Source organism: uncultured Marivita sp., from assembly GCF_947488135.1.
Taxonomy (GTDB): domain Bacteria; phylum Pseudomonadota; class Alphaproteobacteria; order Rhodobacterales; family Rhodobacteraceae; genus Marivita.
Genome location: NZ_CANKYW010000001.1, coordinates 968736 through 990623, shown reverse-complemented (window position 1 = coordinate 990623; position 21888 = coordinate 968736). Strand labels below are relative to the sequence as shown.

The following is a 21888-nucleotide window of genomic DNA, read 5'->3' as shown; positions in this document are numbered from 1 at the left end:
GTTCACCGCTCGTTTTTCGAACCGTGAATCACGCCACCTCGCGCAAATCAATGGGTCCTGACCCTAGCCCCAGCCCACCATTGATAATCGTGATGGTCAAGAAGTAGCGCGAAATTTGTTGCTCAATAGCGCGGGCTGTTTTGATAGCTCGACGTTTGTCAGAGAAGTTCGGAAAAGCCTCGAGAAGTTTGATGTAGAAGAGATTTCCGGACGCAAGAATGAACAGGGCAAAGATCAATCCGACAACGGTCAACGCCATGAAATTCGCGATACTTCCAGCGGCAAATGCCAACAAACCTGGCTGCTCTACCGCGACAACAGGGTTGCTGTCTCCACTCGTCGCAAGTTCCTGAACCTGGTCACTGGCATCCTGCGCTTCCTCAACGGCAGCCAGAAGGCCGCGTAGCTTTCGCCTGAGTTCGTCACCCATAGCCGGTGCATCCGATAGAATCTCGGCTATGGGACCGCTGAGCAGGTACGAGACACCTGCAAGCGTGAGGACTGCGCCAAAGATCAAAACGACCGCCGATAGTGGCTCCGGGACGCCGAGCCTTGCTAAACTCCGCACGACGGGGCTCAAGGTCAGCGCAACGATGACACCGATCACGATCGGCAAGAACATGTCGCGGGCGAAATACACTGCTGCGAACGCAAGGATGACTGACACAAAGACCAACAGGTTTTTGATTTTTTGGGTCTCGTCCATGTCATATCCCCTTCAGACATTCACTCTGTTCCCGCCGCTCGTTTAGGTCGGGATCTTCAAGCGCTCATCCATCTGATCGTTGAGAGAAAAGGCGTACCGAGCCGAGCTATCCACCTGGATTATCGAACCTTCGTTCCTTCCATCTCACAGAAGGTGTAGAGTGGCAACGTAAGGACCACATCAATACCTAGAGCACTTCGCTACTGTCATCATATATCGCGTTTGTCAGACAGCAGGGAACTTTCGAGCACCGCATTTGTTAGTCCACACATAGCGCCGTCTTCGGGCGGCGTCGAAATGATGGGAGAATTACCATGAAACGTTTTCTAGCAACCACAGCAACTGCACTCGTCCTTGGGACAGCAGCTTACGCCGATGGTCATACCGCCGCGTTCGCGGACATGACTTTTGACGAGGCCGTGAACTTGAATGCCTCTGAGCTCATCGGCATGCGCGTTTACGCAACCGAGGCCGACATCAGCAGTGAGACCACAATTGCCGCTGACGGTGAGACGGATTGGGATGACATTGGCGAGATCAATGAGATCATCTTGACGCGCGACGGAACTGTCCAATCCGTGATCGTTGGCGTTGGTGGATTCATCGGAGTCGGCGAGAGGGATGTCGCCGTTGATATGTCTCAGCTCAAATTTGTGAGCGAAGAGGGTGACAGCGACGATTTTTTCCTCGTGATCAATGCAAGCGCCGCTGGCGTGGAAGAAGCGCCGGAGTACTCGCGTAATCGAGGAGCAGACGACACAATGGCGTCCGACAGCGAGACTGCAATGGAAACTGACGCAGACGCTGAGACAGGTGCCGCGATGGGAACCACAGCAGATCGACCGATGCTGACACAACCGACAGTCGAGCGTGACGGCTACTCTGTCGTCGCAGTCGACGAACTGACGGCAGAGGAGCTGACCGGTGCACGAGTCTATGGACCTGACGATGAGGATGTCGGTGAAATCGGCGAGTTGCTGATGACTAATGATGGTCAGATCGACCGCGCAGTGATCGACCTCGGTGGGTTTCTGGGCATCGGTGAGCGGCATGTTGCAGTGACATTTGATGAGCTGCAGATTGTGAGAGCCGACGACGGCGGCGATCTGCGGATTTACATCGATAGCACTCAGGAAGCGCTCGAGCAGCAGCCAGAGTACGACGGGTAAGATCAGCTTGTTTGGGGAAGCTAGGCCAAGCCTGGCTTCCCACTTCACCGATGGTTGACTTAAACCATCACGAACTCGCAGACTCCCCTAACCTATCCGCTTTAACCGCGTTGCGTGACCCCATGGGTTCATCCGGGCCCTTTGTCGTATCCGTGCGCGTCTGCGCCTCCATCTCGGCGTTCAGCTCTGCACCGAGCAGAATGATAAACGCGGAAATCCAGAACCACATCAGCAAAACGATCACCCCGGCCAGCGTGCCAAAGCTCTCGTTGTAGGACCCGAAATTGCCGACGTAGAACGCAAAGCCTGCTGAGGCGACGACCCAGATCATGCAGGAAACAACCGCACCTGGAGAGGCCCATTCCCATTCCGGTTCATCGCGGGACGGCGCATAGCGGTACAGGACGGACAGGCCAAAGACGGTCAGGCAGAACAGCCCGATCCAGAGGCCAGCTGTCATGAGAAATTCGAACACCGTGCCAAAATCAAGGACTGCCAGAACAGCGGGCAGCCCAAGCGTGGCCATGAGGGCGATCAGAAGCCCGATCATCAAAAAGAGCGTAAGCGCGAATGTGACCAGTTTGAGATGGATGAAGCCACGTCCTTCTTCTTCGTCGTAGGCAACGTTGATGCCTTCCATCAGGCTCGCCATGCCTTTTGAGGCCGAATAGAGCGCGATCAAGACCCCAGCGATGGCGGCTAGGCCCAGCCCCCCTTCCCGCGAACCGGCAACGGCTGAAGCCTGTTTCGTCACGATAGCAATGACCTCTTCCGGCATAAGGCCCGAAAGGCTCTCAAGCTGCTCGACGATCTGGCTCGGCTCGACCAACAGCCCGCTGATCGCAATAAGTGCGGTGATCGCAGGAAAGAGCGCCAGCAGACCGTAGAACGCCACGCCGGCGGCAATCAGACCTACCCGGTCAACTGCGATCTCGTCCTTCACGCGAAAGGCGATGTCCTTCCAGCCAAGGGGCGGAATATCCGTCGGGGTCTCGGCGGTGCGTCCGCGCGACATGGCTGAACCTTAAGTTTGGAAATTTAAAGAGCGGGAAAGGGCCGGACGGCCCTCTCCCAAATGTGTCAGGTTTTGGGTTTGCCAAGATCCTTGGCCTGCGCTTCGGACTTTGCCTTGTCCGCGACCCGCTCCGCCGCGCTCTTGGCCTTGTCCCCAATCGCATCGACGGCGGACTTGTCTCCCGGCGCACCGCTGTCCAAATCGGCCTTCGTCTCGGCCGCGACGTCCTTGACCTCTTCCTTTACGGTGTCAGCCACCGACAGGGCCTTGGCCTTTTCTTCTTCGAAGATGCGCTCGGCCTGATCGAAGAGGTCATCGCTTTGCGCCCCCATCAGATCGTCTTCGGTCTTGGTGCGCGGCAATGCGCCACCCAATGCGGCCCCGACAGCAAGTGCAAGCGCGCCCACGACCAGCGGCTGCTGATCATAGAAATCGGCCGCCGCGTCAGTGCCCTGATTCATCGAGCGCATGGCAGAGCGGCGCATCTCGACCGCCTTCTGTCGTGCTGCAATCACCCGCTTGCGCCCTTCCTCGGTGAGCGTCTCGGTACCCTCGGCAATGCGGCTGCCCGCGTTAGAAAGGCCCTGCTTTGCTAATTGCGCTGCATCGCCGACCCTCGAGCTGGCTGCAGACGCCGTATCGGTAACGGTCGATCCCGCACTTGCGAGACCGTCCTTTACCGATTGCGCGCCGGATTCCGCTGTCTGTTTTACAGATTGCGCACCATCCGCCGCCGTTCGCTTCATAGATTCAGCGCCCTGTGCCAGACGGTCCCCAACAGAGGGGTCGTCGTCATAATCGTCGCGTGCCCATGACGGCTCGGTCGCGGCTCGGTTTGCGGTGTAGGTCGTCGGCGGTGTATAGGGCAAGCCACGCTCTTCTCGGCTGCGACGGAACTCACGCTCTGACGAACTATAGCGGTCATCGTCAAAGTCATCCGAGACACGCTGACGTCGCTGCGGCTGCTGGGAATTGCCGAACATCAGCCAAGCCAGACCGATGCCAGTCAGCGCCAGCGGGATCGGATTGGCCTTGACCTGATTGGTGATCGACCGACCCATATCGCTACCATGCTCGCGGAACTGATCTCCGATCTGGCGCACGACCGTGTCGATGGAAAACTTGTTCTGCAGGTCCTCCAGGTTCGCGGTCAGGTCGGATCGCTGCTCTTCGATTTCGCGCTCGATCTCTTTGGGGCTTCGGGTTTCATTTGTCATCGTAGGCTTCCTTCACGGCTGCGGCATCGCGCTGGACGTTCTTCACGGTCCGCGTCGGTGCAAGGCTGGAGAGTTTGAGGTCGTTTGTACCCTTGTTGATCAACACAAAGGCGATGACGCCAAGAGCAGCACCGACGATCAGCGCCGACCATCCAGCATCAAGCCCGGCCCCGGTCAGGGCAGCGACGAGAGCGGCTGCCAATACGTTCAATGCGACCAATGCAATGATGGCCGCCCCGGCGATCATCCCGATGGCGACACCAGCCTGGTTGACGTTTTCACTTATTTCTGCGCGGGCGAGATCAACTTCGCTGCGGACGAGACCACTGACATTGCTCATAGCATCCGTCAGCAAATTGCCGGCGCTTTTATTCGTGTTGTCATCGCTCATGAGAAATCTCCATGCCGCTTCGTGCCGGGAGTGGCGATTACAGTTTGCGGATCGTTCGAGCTGGATGCTTTGGCGAACCGGGTGGCCGCAAAACCGATCAGAGCCGCGCCACCAAGGAACACCAGCGGGTTCTTGCGTGCGAATGCGCTGACGTCCTGGACCATTTCGCTCAGATCCTTGTTCCGCATGGCCTCAGACGCGTCCGCCAGACCTTCGGCAATCTGGCCGAATGTACGCTCTTGCGGCGATCCGCTGCGCATTTCCTCGGCAGCCGTTCGCAGGGCGGAGGCAACGCCGGACACCTCATCCGCGACGGATGACTTAGCGGCATCCGCCTGATCCTTTGCCGCAGATGCTGCATTCTGCGCAACATCGCCGGCTGCAGACTTTGCTTGTTCCGCGAGGGCACCCGCCTTTTGCTTGGCTTCTGAGCCAGCGGACTGGGGTGACGTGGGGTTGGGTGATTTCTGTGTCGACATGTTTCGCTCCAATTCAGGTTCAGAATACAAAACTGATGATGGCCAAAACGACGACGATCAGTCCGATGAGATAAAATACGTTATGCATTGGGCACTCCTCTTTTTGGGGGGCTTGACGCTTGTAGCTCTGGTGACCAAACAAGTTAGGGGCATGCTTGGTTCCGTGCGGACCGCTATTGACCATTTACGCCGTCGCGGTTGTCAGGCTGCTAATGCGGAGAACCCCATCAGCTGAAGTGAAGATCAGGATCGTTCTGGACGGGCTGAAGGACGAAGACAGCACTGCTGAGCTGTGCCGCATTTCTTACGCTGCATGCGCGTCCAGCGGAAAATCTCAATGACAAGCTTGGGCTCTCTGCCGTCGTTCTCTGCTCAGAACGAATGGCTGCTTTCCCGCAAGGCCTGGTTGGCGCAGGGTCTCTCAAAGCACCTAGATGTCGATCCGCCACATTCTAAAGCGCCCCTGCCCTGTCATCTCACGGATCAAGCCCCTTTCTTCCAGCCTGACCAGATTGCGTTGCACAGCAGCCCGGCTCGCACGGGTCAAGGCCTCGGCCATAGGAGCCGAGGTCAAAGGCCATTCCGTGAGGACTTTGCGCAACGCTACAGGTGTACGACCCGACAGTTGCGCCATCGCACTCTTCGCGCGAACGCCCCATTCTTCAATACCATCCAGATGACGCATCGCAGTCAAAATGGCGCTGTCCATGCCATCCAGCCAGCGGTCCAACCGCTCTAACGGCAAGCCGGAGGCACGCAGCCCCCCTGCCCCACCCATGGCCAGCGGTGCAAAGATAGCACCTGTCGCAATTGCTTTGCCGTTTCATCAAAAAGTTCTTACAGGATTCCAGTAGGATGAAGCGTAGTCCGACGTGGTATTTTACGTTTCGATTTCAATTTTTAGCTCGCGTTTCAATAAGCGAGAACATGGGGCAGAAGATGGGGTTTAGAAACCGTGGAGCGGCGGGTTCATGACGCTGCGCGAAAACGAAGCGTCTGACGAGGCTTGGGCCAAGGCAACGCGTATCGCGCGAGAGCTGGATCGCATTTTGGACGGGCAAGAGCCTATGCGCACCGCAGTTTCTCGGGCCGCATCCGAATTGCGTCTCTCGACGCGCCAAGTCTACAACCACCTGCGCCGATATCGTACCGAACGTCGGGTGTCTTCGCTGTTGCCAAAGACAGGTGGAGCTAGGCGCGCAAGGATCAGCCCGGCTGTTGAGGAAATCATTTCGGCAACACTTCGGGAGATCTGGCTTCAGCCCGAGCAACCGGACCTTGCGCCGATTGTCGATGAAATCCGCACCCGTTGTGACAGCGAGGGTCTTGATCCGCCTGCCTATGTCACCGTTTCCAAGCGTATCCCACGACTGTTCACGCCCGAGGAGATTGCACGACGGCGACATTCAGGAGGAAAAAACCTACGGCGCCTGAAACCCCGCCCAGGCTATATCCGGGCCAACCACGCACTCGATGTCGTCCAGATAGACCATACCCCCGCCGACATCCAGTTTGTGGAAGTCATCGATGGTCAGGGCATCTATATCGGACGCCCCTATCTCACTATCGCAGCCGATGTTGCAACAAGCGCGATTATCGGCTTCTGCCTGACCCTTGAGCAGCCTTCACGCCTGTCGGTCGCCCTCTGTCTGGCGCAGGCGATGTGCCGCAAGGAGGACTGGCTGGCAGCGCGCGACATCAATCATTCCTGGCCGATGTTTGGCCGCCCGAAGAAGGTCGTGGTAGTGCCCCATGAGGTGGTGTAAGAGGCCGCGCGCGGAGCCTTTTGGCGTAGCGCAGCGCGCGGCCGGGTCTGGCGGCCACCGCGCTTCTTCGTAGTCTGAGGTTGTTGAAGCCGATGACAACGAAGGAGAGCACGATGACCGAGACGATAATCGACCTTCCGGGCGTGATCGCCAAGAGCGATGATGCGGATTTCCTGCGCGAACTGATCCAAGATGCCGCGCAGCGGCTGATGGACATCGAGGTGGCCGCCGTATGCGGCGCGGGGCATGGCGAGCGCAGCCCGGACCGCGAGAACCAGCGTAACGGCTACCGACCGCGTCAGTGGGATACCCGCGCGGGCACCATCGGCCTGAACATCCCGAAGCTGCGCAAGGGCAGCTACTTTCCGACCTTCCTGGAACCGCGACGGACAGCCGAGAAGGCGCTGATGGCCGTGATACAGGAAGCCTACATCCACGGCGTTTCGACCCGCGCCGTCGACGATCTAGTGCGCGCCATGGGTCTGACGGGGACCTCAAAGAGCCAGGTGTCGCGGCTGTGCGAGGAGATCGACGAGCGGGTGCAGGCGTTCCTGAACCGGCCACTCGAAGGCGACTGGCCGTTTTTGTGGCTCGACGCGACCTACGTGAAGCTGCGCGAGGGCGGACGCATCGTCTCGATGGCGGTGATAGTGGCGGTCGCGGTCAACACCGATGGGCGGCGCGAGATCCTTGGCATCACGGTCCTGCCCTCCGAAGCCGAGACGTTCTGGGCCGACTTTCTCCGCTCGCTGACCCGCCGCGGGCTGCGTGGCGTGCAGATGGTGGTCAGCGATGCCCACGAGGGCCTGAAGGCCGCCGCACGCAAGGTTCTGGGCGCCGGCTGGCAGCGCTGCCGTGTGCATTTCCAGCGCAACCTGCTGGCCCGCGTGGGCAAGACCCACAAGCCCGTGGTCAGCGCCGTGGTGAAGACCGCCTTCGCCGAGAAAGACCGCGATCGGGCTCATGCCCGCTGGCGCGAGGTCGCTGACAGCCTGCGCGACCGGTTCCGGGATGTCGCCGAGCTCATGAACGAAGCCGAGCACGACGTGCTGGCCTACATGGCTTTCGACGAAAGCCTGCGCTCGAAGCTGCACAGCACCAATCCGCTGGAGCGCGTCAACAAGGAGATCAAGCGGCGCACCAATGTCGTGGGCATCTTCCCCAACCGCGAGGCTGTCGTCCGACTGGTCGGCGCGCTCATGCTGGAGCAAAATGACGAGTGGGCCGTCTCGCGCCGCTACATGCCGGTGGAAAAACTGACGGCCATGTGCGACGATCCCGATACGGCGACGATGATCGCCGCACAGTGAACGAGCAGCACCAGCTATGAGGAAGCAGGTGGACGCCAGTTCCTACACCACCTCATGGGGCACTACCAAGGTCGTCGTGGATTCCGGCATGGAATTCAGAAGCACCAGTTTCATCCGGGGTTGTGCCGAGTACGGCATTGCAATTCAAAGCCGGAACAAGGGGACCGTCCATCGTGGCGGGGTTGTCGAACGGCTTCTAGGCAAGGTGAATACGGTGCTGCGCTCCCTGCCTGGCAAGACCGGGCGTTCCATCGCGGATCGGGGTGAGTATCTGTCCGAAGACCGTGCGAGGCTCAACTTTGCAGACCTCGAACGCTGTATCGCGCTGGCGATTATCGATCACAATCTTAGCCAGAATGAACGCAAGCTGACAGTCCCGACCAATGAATGGGAACGAAAATGCCGTCAGCCGGACGGCCCGGAAGACAACCCTTTCGACGTTCTGCTCAGCTTTCTCCCGAACAAGACACGCAGGATTTCACCTCAGGGTGTCAGCCTGTTTGCCAACGACTATTTCGATCCATGGTTGGGCCCGTTGGTCGCCCGCCGTGATCGATTGGGTGCTCTCGATGTTCGTTATGATCCTCGGGACATTAGTCACATCTACATCAAGGATCCCGATACAGGAGCCTGGCGCCCTGTGGAGCGGCGGGATGGACTGCTTGAGGCGGTCACCCTCTGGCAGCACAGGGCCGAGAGAAGCCGAGCGCGCGAAACCGGCCGACGCCCGATCGAGGAGAAGACCGCGATCCGCCGCGAAATCGCGGCGACCGTAGATGCCTCGGCATCGAAGAAGCAAAGGCTGAAGGAAGTCGCACGGGCCAGGCATGCGGCTCATGCGCCGAAACCCTACCAGAGCCTCACTTCTTCCCCGACACCAATCCGCGAAACGCCTGACCCTGAGCGCCCGCGCCGCGTCTTTCCGGTTGAGGATTGGTGAAATGACTGATCACCTCCTGGACTCCGCCGCATCACTTCTTGATGCCGGTGACGCGTGCCGCATCGCCCATATCCGGACGGCCCGTTGGATCAGCCATCCGGTGGCAAGTCGCGCCCATAACGCCATGAGTCTGCTACTCGATCGGCCAGTAACCTTGCGTCCCAGACGGCTCTTGCTGACAGGCCCCTATCACAACGGCAAGACGATGATCGCCGAACGCTTTGCGATTGAACATTTGCGGCAGTCAGAACGTCAAAGGATCTGGGTGATCCAGACCCGAGAAGGTGCCGGACTGTCTCACTTCTATGCCAGCATTCTTGCCGGGTTGCGCGCGCCTCAGGCATCTGGTTGGCGGAGCCTGTCGCGCGCGGGCGAGCAGGTGGATCATTTGCTGGACAGCTTGAAACCCCGCCTGCTCATCTTCGATGAGTTTCACAGCGCCCTTCGAGGGCGCCGACAGGACGTGAAGGCTATCTTTTCGTTCCTGCGCCGTATCGCACGTGTCCACGACATTTCGCCCGTACTGGTTGGCGAGGTTGCGGTCTATGACGCGGTACACGACACCGAGGAAATGGGATCGCGGTTCGATACGATCCCTGTTCCCAGATGGGCGTATGACGAGGATTTCGCGACGCTCCTCGATAGTCTTGAGACCAGCATGCCTCTCGCCCGAGCCTCGGACCTGTCGCGACCGTCACTGGCCGAGATCATCCATGATTTGTCAGAGGGCTTGATCGGAGAGGTCGTCGATATCGTGAGCAACGCGGCTATCAAGGCGATAAGGAACGGCGAGGAACACATTTCTGAAGCGACCATCACCACTCTTGGTTATACGGCTCTGTCGAAACGCCGAAATGCTCCTTTGCGCCGCGAAATGATGTGAACCAGTCTGCGTCCGAGATCACAGTCATACCTGCGCGCGACTACGGCAACGAGGTGGGGCACGCCAGGCTTTGGCCCAGTCTTCGTGCGCACCTCGCGGGACGGCAAAAGCGCCCTCGAGGCGCGCCTTTCCGACAAGCACGTCGCAAGACTGATCAAGGCAACCGTTCTTAAGAGTGGTGTCAGATCCGATTTGCCGGAAGCCAAACGGTTGGCAATGTTCTCAGGGCATTCCTTGCGTGCCGGGCTCGCCTCGTCGGCAGAGGTTGATGAGCGCTATTTTCAAAAGCACCTAGGACATGCGTCGGCCGAGATGACCCGGCGCTACCAGCGCAGGCGCGACAGGTTCCGGGTGAACCTGACCAAAGCGGCAGGGCTGTGAAGACCAGGAATCTTGAGGCGTTGGTGAAGCGCTAAGGTGAAATTCCAGCGCTTCAGTTTCAGCTTACTGCTTCAATTGAAATCGGGAGCTAAACGCGACAACTGATTTTTTGCCCATTACCCAAGCGTTTTTGTGGCCGTTGCTTGCGCCCTTTATATAGTACGCGCGCGCGACTGCCGGCGGAACCTCTCAGATCGCGCTCTGCGCAAGAAAACCAAGGCATTGTACGCCAGCTCAACGAGAGAACACTTGCTTGCATTCGTTTATAAACGGTCCTTTATCCATGACACTTTTGAATGAGAACGATTGATTTTCATGACCCTGTTAGAGTCTTACTCCAGCGATTAATGCCTCCAGAATTTCACCGGAAATTGGCATGTAGCGGGCTATACATTGCGCTTGATTTCCGGGCGTTATGGAAGCCGGGCAAAGAACGCTGGTACCATTGATGAGATCAACGGAAAGCAGAATATCTCAAAGAAGAAGCTGCAAAAAAATTGGCATCGGCGCGCTTTTGTGCCTTGGAGGATCGGTTTCCTGACCACCACTACCCCCAAGTCGGCCCTGATCCCGCCTAAAATTTTTGCGCTGCATCTCCCAAGTACGGAGTCAGCCCATTTTGATTGTCTTCAGGCGAATGTGGGTTTTGCCCTGTCGAAACGGTATCCAATTCGCCAGCCTGCCCCGCACAGAGATGAGCAGGCGCCGGTTGTCGGGTGGGTCTGACACCTGCCCCACCTCAGACCTCAAGTCGGAAGGGTCCCAAAGCTGAACGATCCTCATCGCCCATGAAATCTGACAAGCCGACACTGTCACGGCATGCAGCGAAGAGTCGGCTCGAGCCCGGGGGAACAAAGCTGCCGTTGTAAAGAATGTCCGGTTCTGATACGAAATTAGGAAAAGGCCAAGATCAGACTTGTGGTGCCAAGGGAGATCGGTTCGATAGCTTTCTGCGATGTTGCAGCGACTACCGGAGTCGGCCCATGATCGGCAACCGGACGGCTCTGGGCACTGTTCCCATGCTCGAACGCGATGGATGCATCTCCGCCCTCGAAACGGTGTTTGCAAAGGTGCGCGTCACCGGCGGGCAGGCCGTTCTCATTCGCGGCGAAGCTGGGATTGGTAAGTCCACCGTAATCGAGAGTTTTATCGCGTCGTTGCCTGACGAGACACGCACAGCCTTGGCCTTGTGCGATCCCTTGCAGACCCCACGCCCACTTGGGGCGGTGCGGGACCTGGACACCGCGTTGAGCCATCGCAGCCGACCGTTGCTGGACGACGCTGAACTCTTCGAGGGATTTCTCCATCGGTTGCAGCAGAGGGATCATCCCATTGTTCTGGTGATCGAGGACCTGCACTGGGTCGACCAACGCTCACTCGACTGGATACAGTACATCGCAAGACGGCTGTCGCAATTGCAGGTCCTGCTGATCGGCAGCTACCGGGACGATGAAGCAAGGCCCGACCACCCGCTACGCTCCGCGCTCGGAGCAATTCCGGCATCGCGCAAAACCCAGATCACGTTGGCACCCCTGTCACTTGACGCGGTTCGAAGGCTGGGCACGCATAATAGGCTGTCGGCAGAGGCGTTGCGGGACATCACCGGCGGCAACCCGTTTTACCTGACCGAAGTGCTGAACCACCCAGCGGATGACCGGATCGTTCCCGCCTCGGTCGCGGACGCGGTCAACGCGAGGCTGAACGCCCTTCCTGCGCCACTTTGCCGGTTTCTGGAGACCGTCTCCTGCTGCCCCGGCACCATCCCCTTCGATCAGTTGCGCAAGATGGAGGACGGCCCCCAGCATTGCGACAGTGCCGTCGCGCGCAAGCTGCTCGTGCCGGTCGGGTCGAATGTCAAGTTTCGACATGAGTTGGCAAGGCTTGCGGTCTACGACCGGATGCAGCCCGCTGCACGGCGGGACGCGCACGCGTTCTTCCTCGATAACCTGACGGCACAATCGCCGGAGGACGCCAGCATTGACCGGATCATCCATCATGCCTTGGGTGCACATCGGACCGATCTGCTGCTGTCGTATGCGCCGAGGGCTGCAACCGAGGCCGCCAACCTCGGGGCACACCGAGAGGCGGCGGAATACCTTGCACTCGTGCTCCCCAATCTGGACGGACAGCCCAAGGCCTTTGCCGCGGAAATGTACGAGACCTGGGCCTACGAGGCTGGGCTCGCGCTGAGCATTAACGACGAGGTCATCGCGGCGCGCAGCCAGGCCGTCGCGCTGTGGCGCGAGGTCGGTGACGCGGAGCGGGTGGGCGAGAACTTGCGCTGGCTGTCGCGGCTGCACTGGTACCGCGGAGAAGCGGAAACCGCGACGCGATACATCCACGAAGCCATCGCGGTACTCGACAACCAGGACGCCTCGCCAGCGAAGGCGAAAGCCTTTGCGCTGCGCGCCCAGTTCCACATGTTGCAGGACCAGATGGCGGAGGCCATCGAATGGGGCGAGAAGGCGCTGGCTCTGGCCGCCGAAGTCGGCGAGCGCGAGATCACGGCACATGCGCTGAACACCATCGGATCCGCGCGCATGTTCAGGGGCGACGCCATGGGTGAAGCGCAACTGCGCGAGAGCCTCGACATCTCGCGCGCGCACGGGTTTCACGAGCAGGCGGCCCGGGTCTACACCAACCTGTCCGAATGCCTCGTGGAAGCGCGCGCTCTTGAAGCGGCATCAGAGCTGCTTGAGGAAGGCATCGCCTTCGACACCGCGCATGACCTCGATTCCTGGACCTACTACCTGATCGGGCGCAAGGCGCATCTCCTCTTCGAGATGGACCGCTACTCCGAGGCGATCACCGTTGCGGAGGATGTGCTCGGCCGGGACAACCAGACCTTGCTGATGCGCATGCCCGCGATCATCATCCGGGCCCGCGCGCATCTCAGGACGGGCCATCCAGACGCCGTGCAGCACCTGCAAGACGCGCTCGCGGACGCGCGAAAGATCAACGAGCCACAATACCTCACCACCGTCAATGTGGCGTTGATCGAAGTTGCCGTGCTGCACCTCGACCCGACGGTTGCCCGCGACGCGCTGGATTGGCTGCGGAAGCTGGATCCTGACCAGATCAGCCCGCGCAAACGGGGCGAGGCTCTCTTCTGGTCGCGACTGGCGGGGGAAGACATAGCCGGTCTCGATTGCGATATTCTGCCTGCCGGGTTCCGCTTGATGGCGAAGGGAGACTTCGGCAACGCGCAGTCCGCCTTTGATGCAGAACAGTCGCGTTACCTCGCCCTCTGGTCGCGGGCCTTCACCGGGTCCCGGAAGGCCATCGCTGACGCCGACGCGGCCTTCCGCGATATGGGCGTCCGTGCCGCCCGGGCCGCGCTGCGCCGACATTTCGACGGTGTGCTGGGTCCCCTACGACAGACCGTAAAGCGCGACTCCAAACCCCATCCCTATGGATTGACCAGAGCAGAACTGAAGGTGCTGCGCCACGTTGTGGACGGCAAGAGCAACAGCGCCATCGCGGGTGATCTCGGCCGCTCGCGTCGCACGGTGGAAAACCACGTGGCGTCGATCCTGTCGAAACTCCGGTGTCGCAATCGCGTCGATGTGGTGCTGCGTTGCCAGAGCGAACCCTGGATCCTGCCCACGTAGACAAGGTTTCCGAACCGGCGACAATTCGCGGACACGCCCCCGAGTGTCCCGCTGGAGCGAAAAATGAGTATTCGTACTCATGTGTCGCACGCCTCCACCCTCTACAGTTGACCAGCACGCCGGACGGCGCGTGTTTTTCATGATTGAGACTTCGGAGGTGCACATATGTCATTTCATTTCAGGTTTTCAGCCCTGTCCACTCTCGCTGCGATCCTGTCCGCGAGCGCGGTGGGCGCAGCCACACTGGCCCCTGGAGACAGTATTCTTGTCACCGGCACAACTGCCGCTGCCAACCCGGAACTTGCCGGTGTCGTCATACAGGATACGATTGTCTCGACACCCAACGTCGGCGTTCCGGACCTTCCATTTCTGTTTGCCCGCTTCGAAGTGCAGAACCGGGTGGTCAGGTCGGCGGTGGATGGCACGATGGTTTTCATGCCGCGTATTCTTTTCGGGGCTAACGTGACCGCGGGAAACCTGCTGGTGGATCGGGTCGAGATGTTCGGCTTAGGAAATTTCGCTATCGACGCCAACTACCTTACAGACGCCCCCGGGGACCGAGGACCGACCACCGCGTCGCGCTCTGCGGACGGCGAAACGCTTGATTTTGGCTTCGGTTTTCCGCTTGTGATCAACAATCTGTTCAGCGGCGTGAGGGAGGAAAGCTATCCCATCGCGCTCAAGACCGATGCGACAGCCTTCGAGAACAGCGGGCAGATCAGTATTTTCGCACGGGCCCAGGGTGACGATTTCAACACCTATCGCTTCGATGTGAGTGGGATCGCGGTGCCGGTGGTTCCGTTGCCCTCACCTTTGCTGATGCTTCTGAGCGGTCTCGGACTGATGGTCGGCCTACGACTGAAAAGGGGCTGACAGGTCAAAGCACCACGCACGTAAAAACTCTGCGGCACTCTGGCCGGAGAGGCCGACACCTATTGATTTGAAGGATTTTCAGAATGTTCAAACCTCTGCATCATATCGCGGTCTCGCTGGCGCTTCTGTCACCGGGTACTGTTTGGGCCCAGTCCGGTTTCGGGCCGGCCAATCTCTCGAACGCGATCGACAGCCAAATCGAGGCATTCCGACAGAACGAAGGCATCGTCGGCCTGACCGTGGCGGTGACACGCGACGGACGGCTGCTCTATTCCAAGGGCTTCGGTCTCGCGCGCAAGGCGGGCGACAGTTCGGCGACGCACCCGATGCGCCATGACTTTCGCACCCGCATCGGTTCGGTCTCGAAGGCGGTGATCTCCGGACCCGCGACATGGCAGGCGCTTGCCGAAAACGGAAAGACCACGAGCGCCAAGGTCTACAGCGCAAGCGGCATTCTGGGCAAGAGATACAACAGCTACCAGCGCGTCTCCATCGACCGGTTTCAGCCGATCCTTGCCATGGCAATCGGTCCGGACGACAAGGTCTATACATGGTACGATAACGGAATGGTAAGCGTCGGCACCTCGGACGATCTCGATGCGCACCTCCCACCGCGCAGTTTTCGCGGTCCGGAAGACAAGAGGCCACGGGATCTCAGGGCGGTGGCCATTGCGCCGGACAGCAAGGTCTATGCCTACTGGATGGACGGGACCCTGAGCATCGGGGCCTCCCGAAATCTCGCCGCACATCGCGAAGACATCGATGTGACGTTTCCGACCGGCCTCGACGGCGACCGAAAATCCATTCACGACGTGCTGGACATCACGATCTCCAAATCAGACAGCCGGACCTATGCTTTCTATGACGATGGCACGGTGAGCGCGGGGATTTCGCACAGTCTGGGCAAGCATTTCCGGTACCAGCATTACGCCATCCCCGGCGGTGCCGAAACACGCTACAGAATCCGGGGGCTGGGCATGTCGCGCGACGGCTCGGTCTATGCCTGGGCCTCGACCGGCAAGGCCTTCTCAGGTCATCGGCGCGACCTCGGTGCCCGCCGCGCACCCTATGATTACAGTCACCCCTACGAGGGACGTTTCCGCAACCGCTATCATGACATAACCGTCCAGCACCTGATGGATCACACCAGCGGCTTCGCCGGCAGCGGCGACGAAGAGGCGACGAAGCGCACCTTCCCGGCCCTTCTGGAAGGCGGCGAAGTCACCTATGACCTTATCCATCGACATTTCCTGAGCACCCGGCCGCTGCTCTGGGATCCGGGTCATGATTACAAGTACTCGAACCATGGCATGGGGCTGACCACGCTTCTGATCGAAGAACTGACGGGCACATTTTATGAAGACTATACCGTCAACCAGTACCTGCGACCGATGGGGTTGAAGGGCAAGGTCCGCGCCCAGAAGGCGACGCCCGACGCAAATGACAGTTTTGCCTACAGACGCACAGGATCAAGCCACACAAAGCTGCCGTTCCAGCAGTCCACGACCGGTCTGGCGGCCGGGGGCTGGACAAGTTCGGCGCAAGGTATTCTCGCGATTACTACAGAGCTCGCAAATCGATACACCTCCTCTGAGATGGACAAGATGGCGTTCAAGAACAGCTACGGCAAGCTCTGGCACACCGGATCCATCGGCGGCGGATTTGCCCGGGTGAACGTCTTTCCGCCGAGTTATTCCTCTGCAAGCGGCCGCAATCTCAAGGGGATCCACATCGCGCTGGCCACGAACACCAGCGATCTGCCGGAAGACGCCGGTGCACGCGCGTCGGACCTGATGGACCGGATCGTCATCGCGGTAGCGGATGCCGCCCTGCGTTCGGACCTCGACTACTGGCCTGACGCCTGGGACTGACGACGCAAGCGAATTGACCGGCCCCGGCATCCGTCCGGGGCCGCAATTGTGTAACGAACAAGCGATCGTTGGCGCAGATACTGCGCGCTTAATTCCCGAGAGATCAATTTAAAGTCGAAACAAGAGCCATCCGGCTGTCGCCAGCCAGAATGGCATCGATGATCCACCTGAGGGAAACCGAAATGCGTGCGACGCGGTGCGAAACCAAGCTATCGAAACGTAAACACAGTCTGCACACGGGATAATGCAAGCTCCTGAAATATAACCTGAATACCCACCATCTAAATTAACATGCAAAAGCGCAAAGACGGCGCATTCACTTGGCTTGCCCAGATCGCCATTTGGCGGGAGAAAAGCCGTATGACGCGAGGATGGGGCCTTCGAGCGATCAGTGAAAATCCAGGCGGGTTCGATCACACTGTGGTCAATTTCAGACTACAGTTGACGTCTGGAGGATTCGCCTGTGCCTATTGTTGCAAACAGTCCGAAACCGAGCTTGCCGTCCTACGCTCTCTCGATTTTCGTCGTTCTGACATTCGGCGTCACATGGAGCGTGATCGGTAGCTACATCTATTTTCCTGACCAGGCGACAGCGACCTTCGGCGAGATGAGCGGCAGCCACCCACTGTACTTCCTCGCCACATGGGCGCCCGGCATTACGGGCATTCTGCTCGTTCTCGCGTTTGGCGGAATGACGGGCCTGCGTGCTTTCCTGTCGCGACTCCTTTATTGGCGCTGCGCCCCCGGTTGGTGGGCCTTCATCCTCGTGGGCATCCCGGTCGTCTTCATGGCTGGGTCGGTGATCAAGGGCGGACCGCTGCTGGCCCCGATTCCGCCCGAGGGCTTGGGTGCCATGGTCGCACTGATGTTCATGATGCTGTTTCTCGGCCCGATGGAGGAGTTCGGCTGGCGCGGCGTCGCGCAGCCTCTCTTGCAACGCCATGTGGCCCCCTTCTGGGCCGGGGCTATCCTTGGGGCGACGTGGGGCGTCTGGCATCTGCCCGCCTTCTACCTAGCTGGCGTCGTCTATGAGAACTGGTCGTTCCTGCCCTTTTTCATCGGCAACGTCACCCTTGCGATCCTGGTGACGCCGATCTTCAATAGCGCGCGGGGAAGTCTGCTTTTGCCGATGCTATTTCACTGGCAATTGATCATACCGTTCTGGCCCGACGCACAGCCTTGGGACACGCGCATCCTCGTCGTGGTGGCGGTCGTCGTGGTGTGGCTGAACCGCAAGACAATGTTCACGCGCGAGGGTGCGGTGACCGGGGTCGTTCCGCGCGATGAGCCATCCTGACTTGGCAACTGGCGCGGGGTACGACGATAGGCTCTTGTGAGCCCGATCGCGCATCAACACGTTCCGGAATTGCGGCTGCCCCTCGGTGACAGTGATCGCTGTGGCGATCTCGTGCCACGCATCGCTTCGCGATCTGCGCGTCCACTCTCAGGTGGCACGCCAAAATACAATGCGCCCACGTCAAATGAACTTGGCGAGATGTCGATTTCGCGTCTAATCTTTGCCTGCAACCAACCGGATAGGTCCAATGATTCACATGCCACGATTTTCGCACGTCCTGTGTCTTTCGGTCGGCCTTCTGGCAGGAAGCGCCGTGGCACAGGACCCTGGCGGGCTCGTCACCGGCAGCTTCGGGGACGTACCGGTCGAACTTCCGGTCTCCGCCGATCTTTCGGGTGCCACGATCATCGGCACATATGCCGATGTCTCGCTGGCGGCCACGCAGATGGAGAGCGAACAGGGCCCGATCATGCTGACGCTTTCGTTCAACGGCGAACTGCCGGACCCGGGTGAAGTGACACTCGACATCGTTTTCGCACGCGACATGGGGCGCAACTGGGCAGGTGATGAGAGTAGCCTCACGCTAGAACTCGATACCTTCGAGCTTTCAGGCGAGCTTGTTGCCGTTGCAGGCACCGTCACCGGAGAGATCACCGGCGGGCCCGAACAAGCGACCCGGCCCGTCACCCTCAGCTTCAATGCGCAGCTTGAGCAGTTGGATTGACATGCGTTGCGCCGCTCTTGCCGCGATCCTTGTCTCCGGCCCTGTTGGCGCAATGCCGCCCGAGGGCGTTTACGACGGTTTCGACTGCGCCGCCCCGGTCAGCGATCAGCGTGTCACGCTACAGGGCGACCAAATTGTCTACTACGAGTCGAGCTGCCGCCTGAGCGATCCGCGCTCCGTCGAGGGCTGGGAGAACGCGACTCTCTATTGGGCCGATTGCCGCGGCGAAGGGCAGGATTGGCGGGAACGCACCTTGCTCATGACCCGCATGGGCGGAGATCTGATCGTTATCGGCAATGGCTGGGCCGAACGCTATTCTCCCTGCCCCGGCCTTGAACCAGAGGTCGAATGATGCGCGCCACGACCCTTTTCTTCGACGCTTCGAACTCCACAGAGAGCCGGATCGAGATCGCGCTTTTGCACGTCACCATTGGAGCACCCGAATGACCCGCATCGTCCCGTTCCTGATGGCCGCTATCCTGCTGGCCGCCTGCGTTCCAAACGACCAAAGCAGCGCCTCCGCGCCGCCCGCCGGGGTCGTGAGTTTTGCCCCGGTCAAGCAGGACCGCGCGGGGTTTTGCATCGTCGGCTTCAGCGTCACCTACCCCGAAGGCATCGCGCCGCACAAACGGCGCATCACCGTCACCGAGCCCGCGCTCGGCACGTCCAACAGCTATGACTTGCCGATCCCGGCGCTTGGTCCGTCGACTGCATTTGTGCGGCAGAACGGCATGATCACCTACACCGGGTTGGGCAATGCCACTATCGTCGATTGCGATCCGGACCTGACCCGGCGCAGCCTGACCATCGGCGCCTGTTCCGAGGGTCAATGCGCGCCCGCACGCTACGTGCCGGACGCGTCGCTGGCATCGCTGGGTCTTGACGGGAGCGTTCAGTGATGCGCGCGGGACGGATGAGAGAGATATACCATGTGGCAACGGCGTCTTTGATCGCGGTGGGAAGCGTTGCCCAGCCGGTATTTGCCCTCGATGCAATCGGAACTGTGACCGCGCGGCTTGGCGGCGCCGACCTGACCTGGCAGGTGCTGCGGACCGACGACGGTGCATCCACGGTGCAAGTGAACGATATCGGTCCGCTGACCATGATCGATCTGCACGCGGCGGGAGACGGCGATGTCTATGTCGGGCTCATCTTTACGGGCGACCCTTCGGCAGGGGTGGCGCCCTCAGGACTCACCATCGACATGAGGCCCGAAGGCGCGGCCGGCCCGGCGTGGAAAAGCGAGGGCGCGGCACAGCCGCCGCAGGTCCGGTTCGAGCGGCTGGATCTGGACGGCGCGGGACGGATGGAGGCAAGTTTCACCGCCATCCTGTGCCGCGGCGACGCCCCCGCGACCTGCGAAACCGTCGAAGGCCGGATCGACACGAATTTGGGTGTGCCATGATGCCCGGCGCGCTTATTGCCGAGCCTTTGCGTGTGATTGAGGACAGCGACACTGTGTTCGAGATCGAGCTTCGCTTTGCTCGCGGCACGCGGCTGCGCCAGACCTCGCTGCGCGGACAGACGGAAGAGACGCTGGCCCTTGCCGCTTTGGAGCGCGTGGAGCCGCGCATGCGCTACGCGCCGCGTAACGGCAGAAGCAGTGTGGAACTGTACCTCGTGCAGAAGACGGACGACGGACAGCACGACACGCTTATCCCGATGGCCCGCTCCAATCCCGAGGATGTGAACCGCATGGCCGCCCTTATCACGTCCTGGTTGTCATCCATGCGGAAGGACAGCCTGACATGATCGCCCGGACCGATACGCCCGAACGGTTCGAGATCGAACTGGCGATCCCACGATTCATTCTGTGGTTCGTGATGCTTCCCGTCATACCCATCACGCTGTTCGGACTGGCGCATCTGCTTGGGGGCGAGATCGTGACGGGGCTGGTCTTGCTGGTCGGTCTCAACGGGGCTTTCCTGCTGGGATACGTCGCCCTGTCGGAACGCACGATCCTGACGCTCGACAAGCAGACCAACCGTGCCACCGTTCACCGCGAGTCGCGCTTTCGCGCGCGGACCGACGACTATCCGCTGGATGCGCTCGACAGCGCCGAACTGGAGCGCAGCCACACGTCCGCCGAAGAGCGCGCAACCGCGAAGGTCATGCTGGTCTTCCGCAATACCCGGCCCGCGACACGCATTCCGCTGTCCGGTTGGGGCGTGTCGGGCGACGGGCCGGGTAAGATCGCCGACTTGATCAACGACTGGCTGCGGCGAAACGTGCCTTACTAAAGCGCCTGGGGCGATGATCCGGCGCGGTTCCCTCTTTGGCTCACCCTCAGATCTCGACCCATTGGCACTGGGCGAAAAGGGCTTCGGCCTCTTGTCGGTCGCACAGGGCCGTGCCTTCGGTCTGGACCGTTGCGGCGGCTCCGGCGACGCCGCGCATGAGCGCGGTCTGCACAGGTTCGTTCTGTGACAAGGCCAATGAGAAGGCACCGACAAAGGTGTCTCCGGCGCCGATCTTGCTGCGGACCTCGACGTGTGGGCCCCAAGCGTGGATTTGCGCATCGTGCGATACTAGGACGGACCCGTCAGCACCCCGCCCCATCACGACAATTTCGGCGACGCCCTTTTCGACAAGGGATTTCGCGAAGCGTCGACTTTCCTCGATGCTGGTCAGCGGGTGCCCTGCGGCGGCTTCGGCTTCGGCCCCGTCGAGGCGCAGGACGTGGACGCGTTCGGGGTGGTCGAGCAGGTGCGTCAATGCGGCCGCCGATGTGTCGACCACGAGGCGCGTAGCCCCTGCGGCAAGTGCGGTGTTGATCCGTCCGACGAAGTCATCGGGAAGGCCCGGTGCCACGCTGCCGCTGAACACCGCGAGAGTGTGCCCCTTTGCGGCCTCGGAAATCCGGGTCAGGAGCAGATCAGCGTCTTGCGCGCTGAGCCTGTCACCCGGAACGCCGAACCGAAACTGGTCGTTCGACGCCTCGTCGGTGACCGCGAAGCTGATGCGCGTCTCGGCGGAGACGGGCACGGGCTCAACGGCGACCTCTTCCGCAGCAAGGAGCGCGAGCAGTTTCTCGCCCAGCGCGCCGCCGACGGCTACAAGGGCAAGGCTGTCCCCGCCCAGCTTCCTGATCGCGCGCGCGACATTGACGCCGCCGCCGCCAGCATCCCATCGGGGCGCCTTGCAGCGAAGCTTGGGACCGGCGATCACCTGCGCGACCGTCGTGGCCATATCGACCGCCGGGTTCGTGGTGATGGTCAGGACGCGGTTCATGTCACCCCTCTAGCATGAAACCAG

At 60.3% G+C, this 21888-nt stretch carries 22 protein-coding genes and 2 pseudogenes; 17 read left to right on the top strand and 7 right to left on the bottom strand.

From position 1 onward, the window contains the following. Positions 1-28: 28 nt before the first annotated feature. Positions 29-706, bottom strand: a complete 678-nt coding sequence (locus Q1B16_RS04915; protein ID WP_299785104.1) for an AI-2E family transporter — start codon at positions 704-706, stop codon at positions 29-31. 314 nt (positions 707-1020) lie between these two features. Between Q1B16_RS04915 and Q1B16_RS04910 the strand changes: the two genes are divergently transcribed. Continuing rightward, positions 1021-1875, top strand: coding sequence for a PRC-barrel domain-containing protein (locus Q1B16_RS04910; protein WP_299785102.1), 855 nt, complete (start codon positions 1021-1023; stop codon positions 1873-1875). 67 nt (positions 1876-1942) lie between these two features. Here the strand turns inward: Q1B16_RS04910 and Q1B16_RS04905 are convergent, their stop codons facing one another. From Q1B16_RS04905 to Q1B16_RS04885, 5 genes and pseudogenes are all read right to left on the bottom strand, one after another. Then, the gene (locus tag Q1B16_RS04905) at positions 1943-2890 is read right to left on the bottom strand and encodes a YihY/virulence factor BrkB family protein (protein ID WP_299785101.1); all 948 of its coding nucleotides are present in this window, start codon (positions 2888-2890) and stop codon (positions 1943-1945) included. 65 nt (positions 2891-2955) lie between these two features. Beyond that, positions 2956-4107 carry a DUF3618 domain-containing protein gene (locus tag Q1B16_RS04900; RefSeq protein WP_299785100.1) on the bottom strand — a complete coding sequence of 384 codons (1152 nt, stop codon included), beginning with the start codon at positions 4105-4107 and terminating at the stop codon, positions 2956-2958. Continuing rightward, positions 4097-4498 carry a phage holin family protein gene (locus Q1B16_RS04895; RefSeq protein WP_299785099.1) on the bottom strand — a complete coding sequence of 134 codons (402 nt, stop codon included), beginning with the start codon at positions 4496-4498 and terminating at the stop codon, positions 4097-4099. The genes Q1B16_RS04900 and Q1B16_RS04895 overlap by 11 nt, the downstream gene beginning before the upstream one ends. Then, on the bottom strand, positions 4495-4977 hold the full coding sequence (locus Q1B16_RS04890; protein ID WP_299785098.1) for a hypothetical protein: 483 nt from the start codon (positions 4975-4977) through the stop codon (positions 4495-4497). Before Q1B16_RS04890 ends, Q1B16_RS04895 begins: the two co-directional genes overlap by 4 nt. A 430-nt stretch (positions 4978-5407) precedes the next feature. Next, a pseudogene (locus tag Q1B16_RS04885) lies at positions 5408-5779 on the bottom strand (hypothetical protein); the annotation flags it as partial. Positions 5780-5948: 169 nt separating this feature from the next. On the opposite strand from Q1B16_RS04885, the gene Q1B16_RS04880 reads away from it, so the two are divergent. The 16 genes and pseudogenes from Q1B16_RS04880 to Q1B16_RS04805 all read left to right on the top strand — a co-directional run bounded on the left by Q1B16_RS04880 (position 5949) and on the right by Q1B16_RS04805 (position 20873). Then, positions 5949-6743, top strand: coding sequence for a helix-turn-helix domain-containing protein (locus Q1B16_RS04880; protein ID WP_299785097.1), 795 nt, complete (start codon positions 5949-5951; stop codon positions 6741-6743). A gap of 92 nt (positions 6744-6835) precedes the next feature. Further along, on the top strand, positions 6836-8053 hold the full coding sequence (locus tag Q1B16_RS04875; RefSeq protein ID WP_299785096.1) for an IS256 family transposase: 1218 nt from the start codon (positions 6836-6838) through the stop codon (positions 8051-8053). A 28-nt stretch (positions 8054-8081) separates the two neighbouring features. Next, a complete protein-coding gene (locus tag Q1B16_RS04870; protein WP_299785095.1) occupies positions 8082-8993 on the top strand; it encodes a Mu transposase C-terminal domain-containing protein in 912 nt (303 codons plus the stop codon). 1 nt (position 8994) lies between these two features. After that, positions 8995-9876 carry a TniB family NTP-binding protein gene (locus Q1B16_RS04865; RefSeq protein ID WP_299785094.1) on the top strand — a complete coding sequence of 294 codons (882 nt, stop codon included), beginning with the start codon at positions 8995-8997 and terminating at the stop codon, positions 9874-9876. Between the two features lie 69 nt (positions 9877-9945). Further along, positions 9946-10257: pseudogene (locus tag Q1B16_RS04860) on the top strand (tyrosine-type recombinase/integrase); the annotation flags it as partial. A 393-nt stretch (positions 10258-10650) separates the two neighbouring features. Next, entirely contained in the window at positions 10651-10983 is a 333-nt protein-coding gene (locus Q1B16_RS04855) for a hypothetical protein (protein WP_299785093.1), read from the top strand. A 257-nt stretch (positions 10984-11240) separates the two neighbouring features. After that, the gene (locus Q1B16_RS04850; RefSeq protein WP_299785092.1) at positions 11241-13868 is read left to right on the top strand and encodes a LuxR family transcriptional regulator; all 2628 of its coding nucleotides are present in this window, start codon (positions 11241-11243) and stop codon (positions 13866-13868) included. Positions 13869-14033: 165 nt separating this feature from the next. Then, on the top strand, positions 14034-14741 hold the full coding sequence (locus Q1B16_RS04845) for a hypothetical protein (protein WP_299785091.1): 708 nt from the start codon (positions 14034-14036) through the stop codon (positions 14739-14741). A gap of 83 nt (positions 14742-14824) precedes the next feature. Beyond that, complete coding sequence (locus Q1B16_RS04840) at positions 14825-16612, top strand: serine hydrolase domain-containing protein (protein ID WP_299785090.1); 1788 nt, start codon at positions 14825-14827, stop codon at positions 16610-16612. A 463-nt stretch (positions 16613-17075) separates the two neighbouring features. Further along, positions 17076-17909 (top strand): CPBP family intramembrane glutamic endopeptidase, encoded by an 834-nt coding sequence (locus Q1B16_RS04835; RefSeq protein ID WP_299785089.1) that lies wholly within the window; start codon positions 17076-17078, stop codon positions 17907-17909. Positions 17910-18222: 313 nt separating this feature from the next. Next, positions 18223-18633, top strand: coding sequence for a hypothetical protein (locus Q1B16_RS04830; RefSeq protein ID WP_299785088.1), 411 nt, complete (start codon positions 18223-18225; stop codon positions 18631-18633). Between the two features lies 1 nt (position 18634). Then, positions 18635-18985, top strand: coding sequence for a hypothetical protein (locus Q1B16_RS04825; protein ID WP_299785087.1), 351 nt, complete (start codon positions 18635-18637; stop codon positions 18983-18985). A gap of 91 nt (positions 18986-19076) precedes the next feature. Next, positions 19077-19532 carry a hypothetical protein gene (locus Q1B16_RS04820; RefSeq protein ID WP_299785086.1) on the top strand — a complete coding sequence of 152 codons (456 nt, stop codon included), beginning with the start codon at positions 19077-19079 and terminating at the stop codon, positions 19530-19532. A 14-nt stretch (positions 19533-19546) separates the two neighbouring features. Further along, complete coding sequence (locus Q1B16_RS04815; protein WP_299785085.1) at positions 19547-20038, top strand: hypothetical protein; 492 nt, start codon at positions 19547-19549, stop codon at positions 20036-20038. Then, positions 20038-20385: a hypothetical protein gene (locus Q1B16_RS04810; protein ID WP_299785084.1), complete on the top strand. Its 348-nt coding sequence runs from the start codon at positions 20038-20040 to the stop codon at positions 20383-20385. Before Q1B16_RS04815 ends, Q1B16_RS04810 begins: the two co-directional genes overlap by 1 nt. Next, positions 20382-20873, top strand: a complete 492-nt coding sequence (locus tag Q1B16_RS04805; protein WP_299785083.1) for a hypothetical protein — start codon at positions 20382-20384, stop codon at positions 20871-20873. Before Q1B16_RS04810 ends, Q1B16_RS04805 begins: the two co-directional genes overlap by 4 nt. Positions 20874-20919: 46 nt before the next feature. On the opposite strand, the gene Q1B16_RS04800 is transcribed toward Q1B16_RS04805, so the two are convergent. Beyond that, complete coding sequence (locus tag Q1B16_RS04800; protein WP_299785082.1) at positions 20920-21864, bottom strand: 1-phosphofructokinase family hexose kinase; 945 nt, start codon at positions 21862-21864, stop codon at positions 20920-20922. Positions 21865-21888: the final 24 nt, after the last annotated feature.

What these genes read in the sequence shown, in the direction of transcription:
- Q1B16_RS04915 (WP_299785104.1), bottom strand. Translation starts at nt 706, where the DNA reads ATGGACGAGACCCAAAAAATCAAAAACCTGTTGGTCTTTGTGTCAGTC.
- Q1B16_RS04910 (WP_299785102.1), top strand. Translation starts at nt 1,021, where the DNA reads ATGAAACGTTTTCTAGCAACCACAGCAACTGCACTCGTCCTTGGGACA.
- Q1B16_RS04905 (WP_299785101.1), bottom strand. Translation starts at nt 2,890, where the DNA reads ATGTCGCGCGGACGCACCGCCGAGACCCCGACGGATATTCCGCCCCTT.
- Q1B16_RS04900 (WP_299785100.1), bottom strand. Translation starts at nt 4,107, where the DNA reads ATGACAAATGAAACCCGAAGCCCCAAAGAGATCGAGCGCGAAATCGAA.
- Q1B16_RS04895 (WP_299785099.1), bottom strand. Translation starts at nt 4,498, where the DNA reads ATGAGCGATGACAACACGAATAAAAGCGCCGGCAATTTGCTGACGGAT.
- Q1B16_RS04890 (WP_299785098.1), bottom strand. Translation starts at nt 4,977, where the DNA reads ATGTCGACACAGAAATCACCCAACCCCACGTCACCCCAGTCCGCTGGC.
- Q1B16_RS04880 (WP_299785097.1), top strand. Translation starts at nt 5,949, where the DNA reads ATGACGCTGCGCGAAAACGAAGCGTCTGACGAGGCTTGGGCCAAGGCA.
- Q1B16_RS04875 (WP_299785096.1), top strand. Translation starts at nt 6,836, where the DNA reads ATGACAACGAAGGAGAGCACGATGACCGAGACGATAATCGACCTTCCG.
- Q1B16_RS04865 (WP_299785094.1), top strand. Translation starts at nt 8,995, where the DNA reads ATGACTGATCACCTCCTGGACTCCGCCGCATCACTTCTTGATGCCGGT.
- Q1B16_RS04850 (WP_299785092.1), top strand. Translation starts at nt 11,241, where the DNA reads ATGATCGGCAACCGGACGGCTCTGGGCACTGTTCCCATGCTCGAACGC.
- Q1B16_RS04845 (WP_299785091.1), top strand. Translation starts at nt 14,034, where the DNA reads ATGTCATTTCATTTCAGGTTTTCAGCCCTGTCCACTCTCGCTGCGATC.
- Q1B16_RS04840 (WP_299785090.1), top strand. Translation starts at nt 14,825, where the DNA reads ATGTTCAAACCTCTGCATCATATCGCGGTCTCGCTGGCGCTTCTGTCA.
- Q1B16_RS04825 (WP_299785087.1), top strand. Translation starts at nt 18,635, where the DNA reads ATGCGTTGCGCCGCTCTTGCCGCGATCCTTGTCTCCGGCCCTGTTGGC.
- Q1B16_RS04820 (WP_299785086.1), top strand. Translation starts at nt 19,077, where the DNA reads ATGACCCGCATCGTCCCGTTCCTGATGGCCGCTATCCTGCTGGCCGCC.
- Q1B16_RS04815 (WP_299785085.1), top strand. Translation starts at nt 19,547, where the DNA reads ATGAGAGAGATATACCATGTGGCAACGGCGTCTTTGATCGCGGTGGGA.
- Q1B16_RS04810 (WP_299785084.1), top strand. Translation starts at nt 20,038, where the DNA reads ATGCCCGGCGCGCTTATTGCCGAGCCTTTGCGTGTGATTGAGGACAGC.
- Q1B16_RS04805 (WP_299785083.1), top strand. Translation starts at nt 20,382, where the DNA reads ATGATCGCCCGGACCGATACGCCCGAACGGTTCGAGATCGAACTGGCG.
- Q1B16_RS04800 (WP_299785082.1), bottom strand. Translation starts at nt 21,864, where the DNA reads ATGAACCGCGTCCTGACCATCACCACGAACCCGGCGGTCGATATGGCC.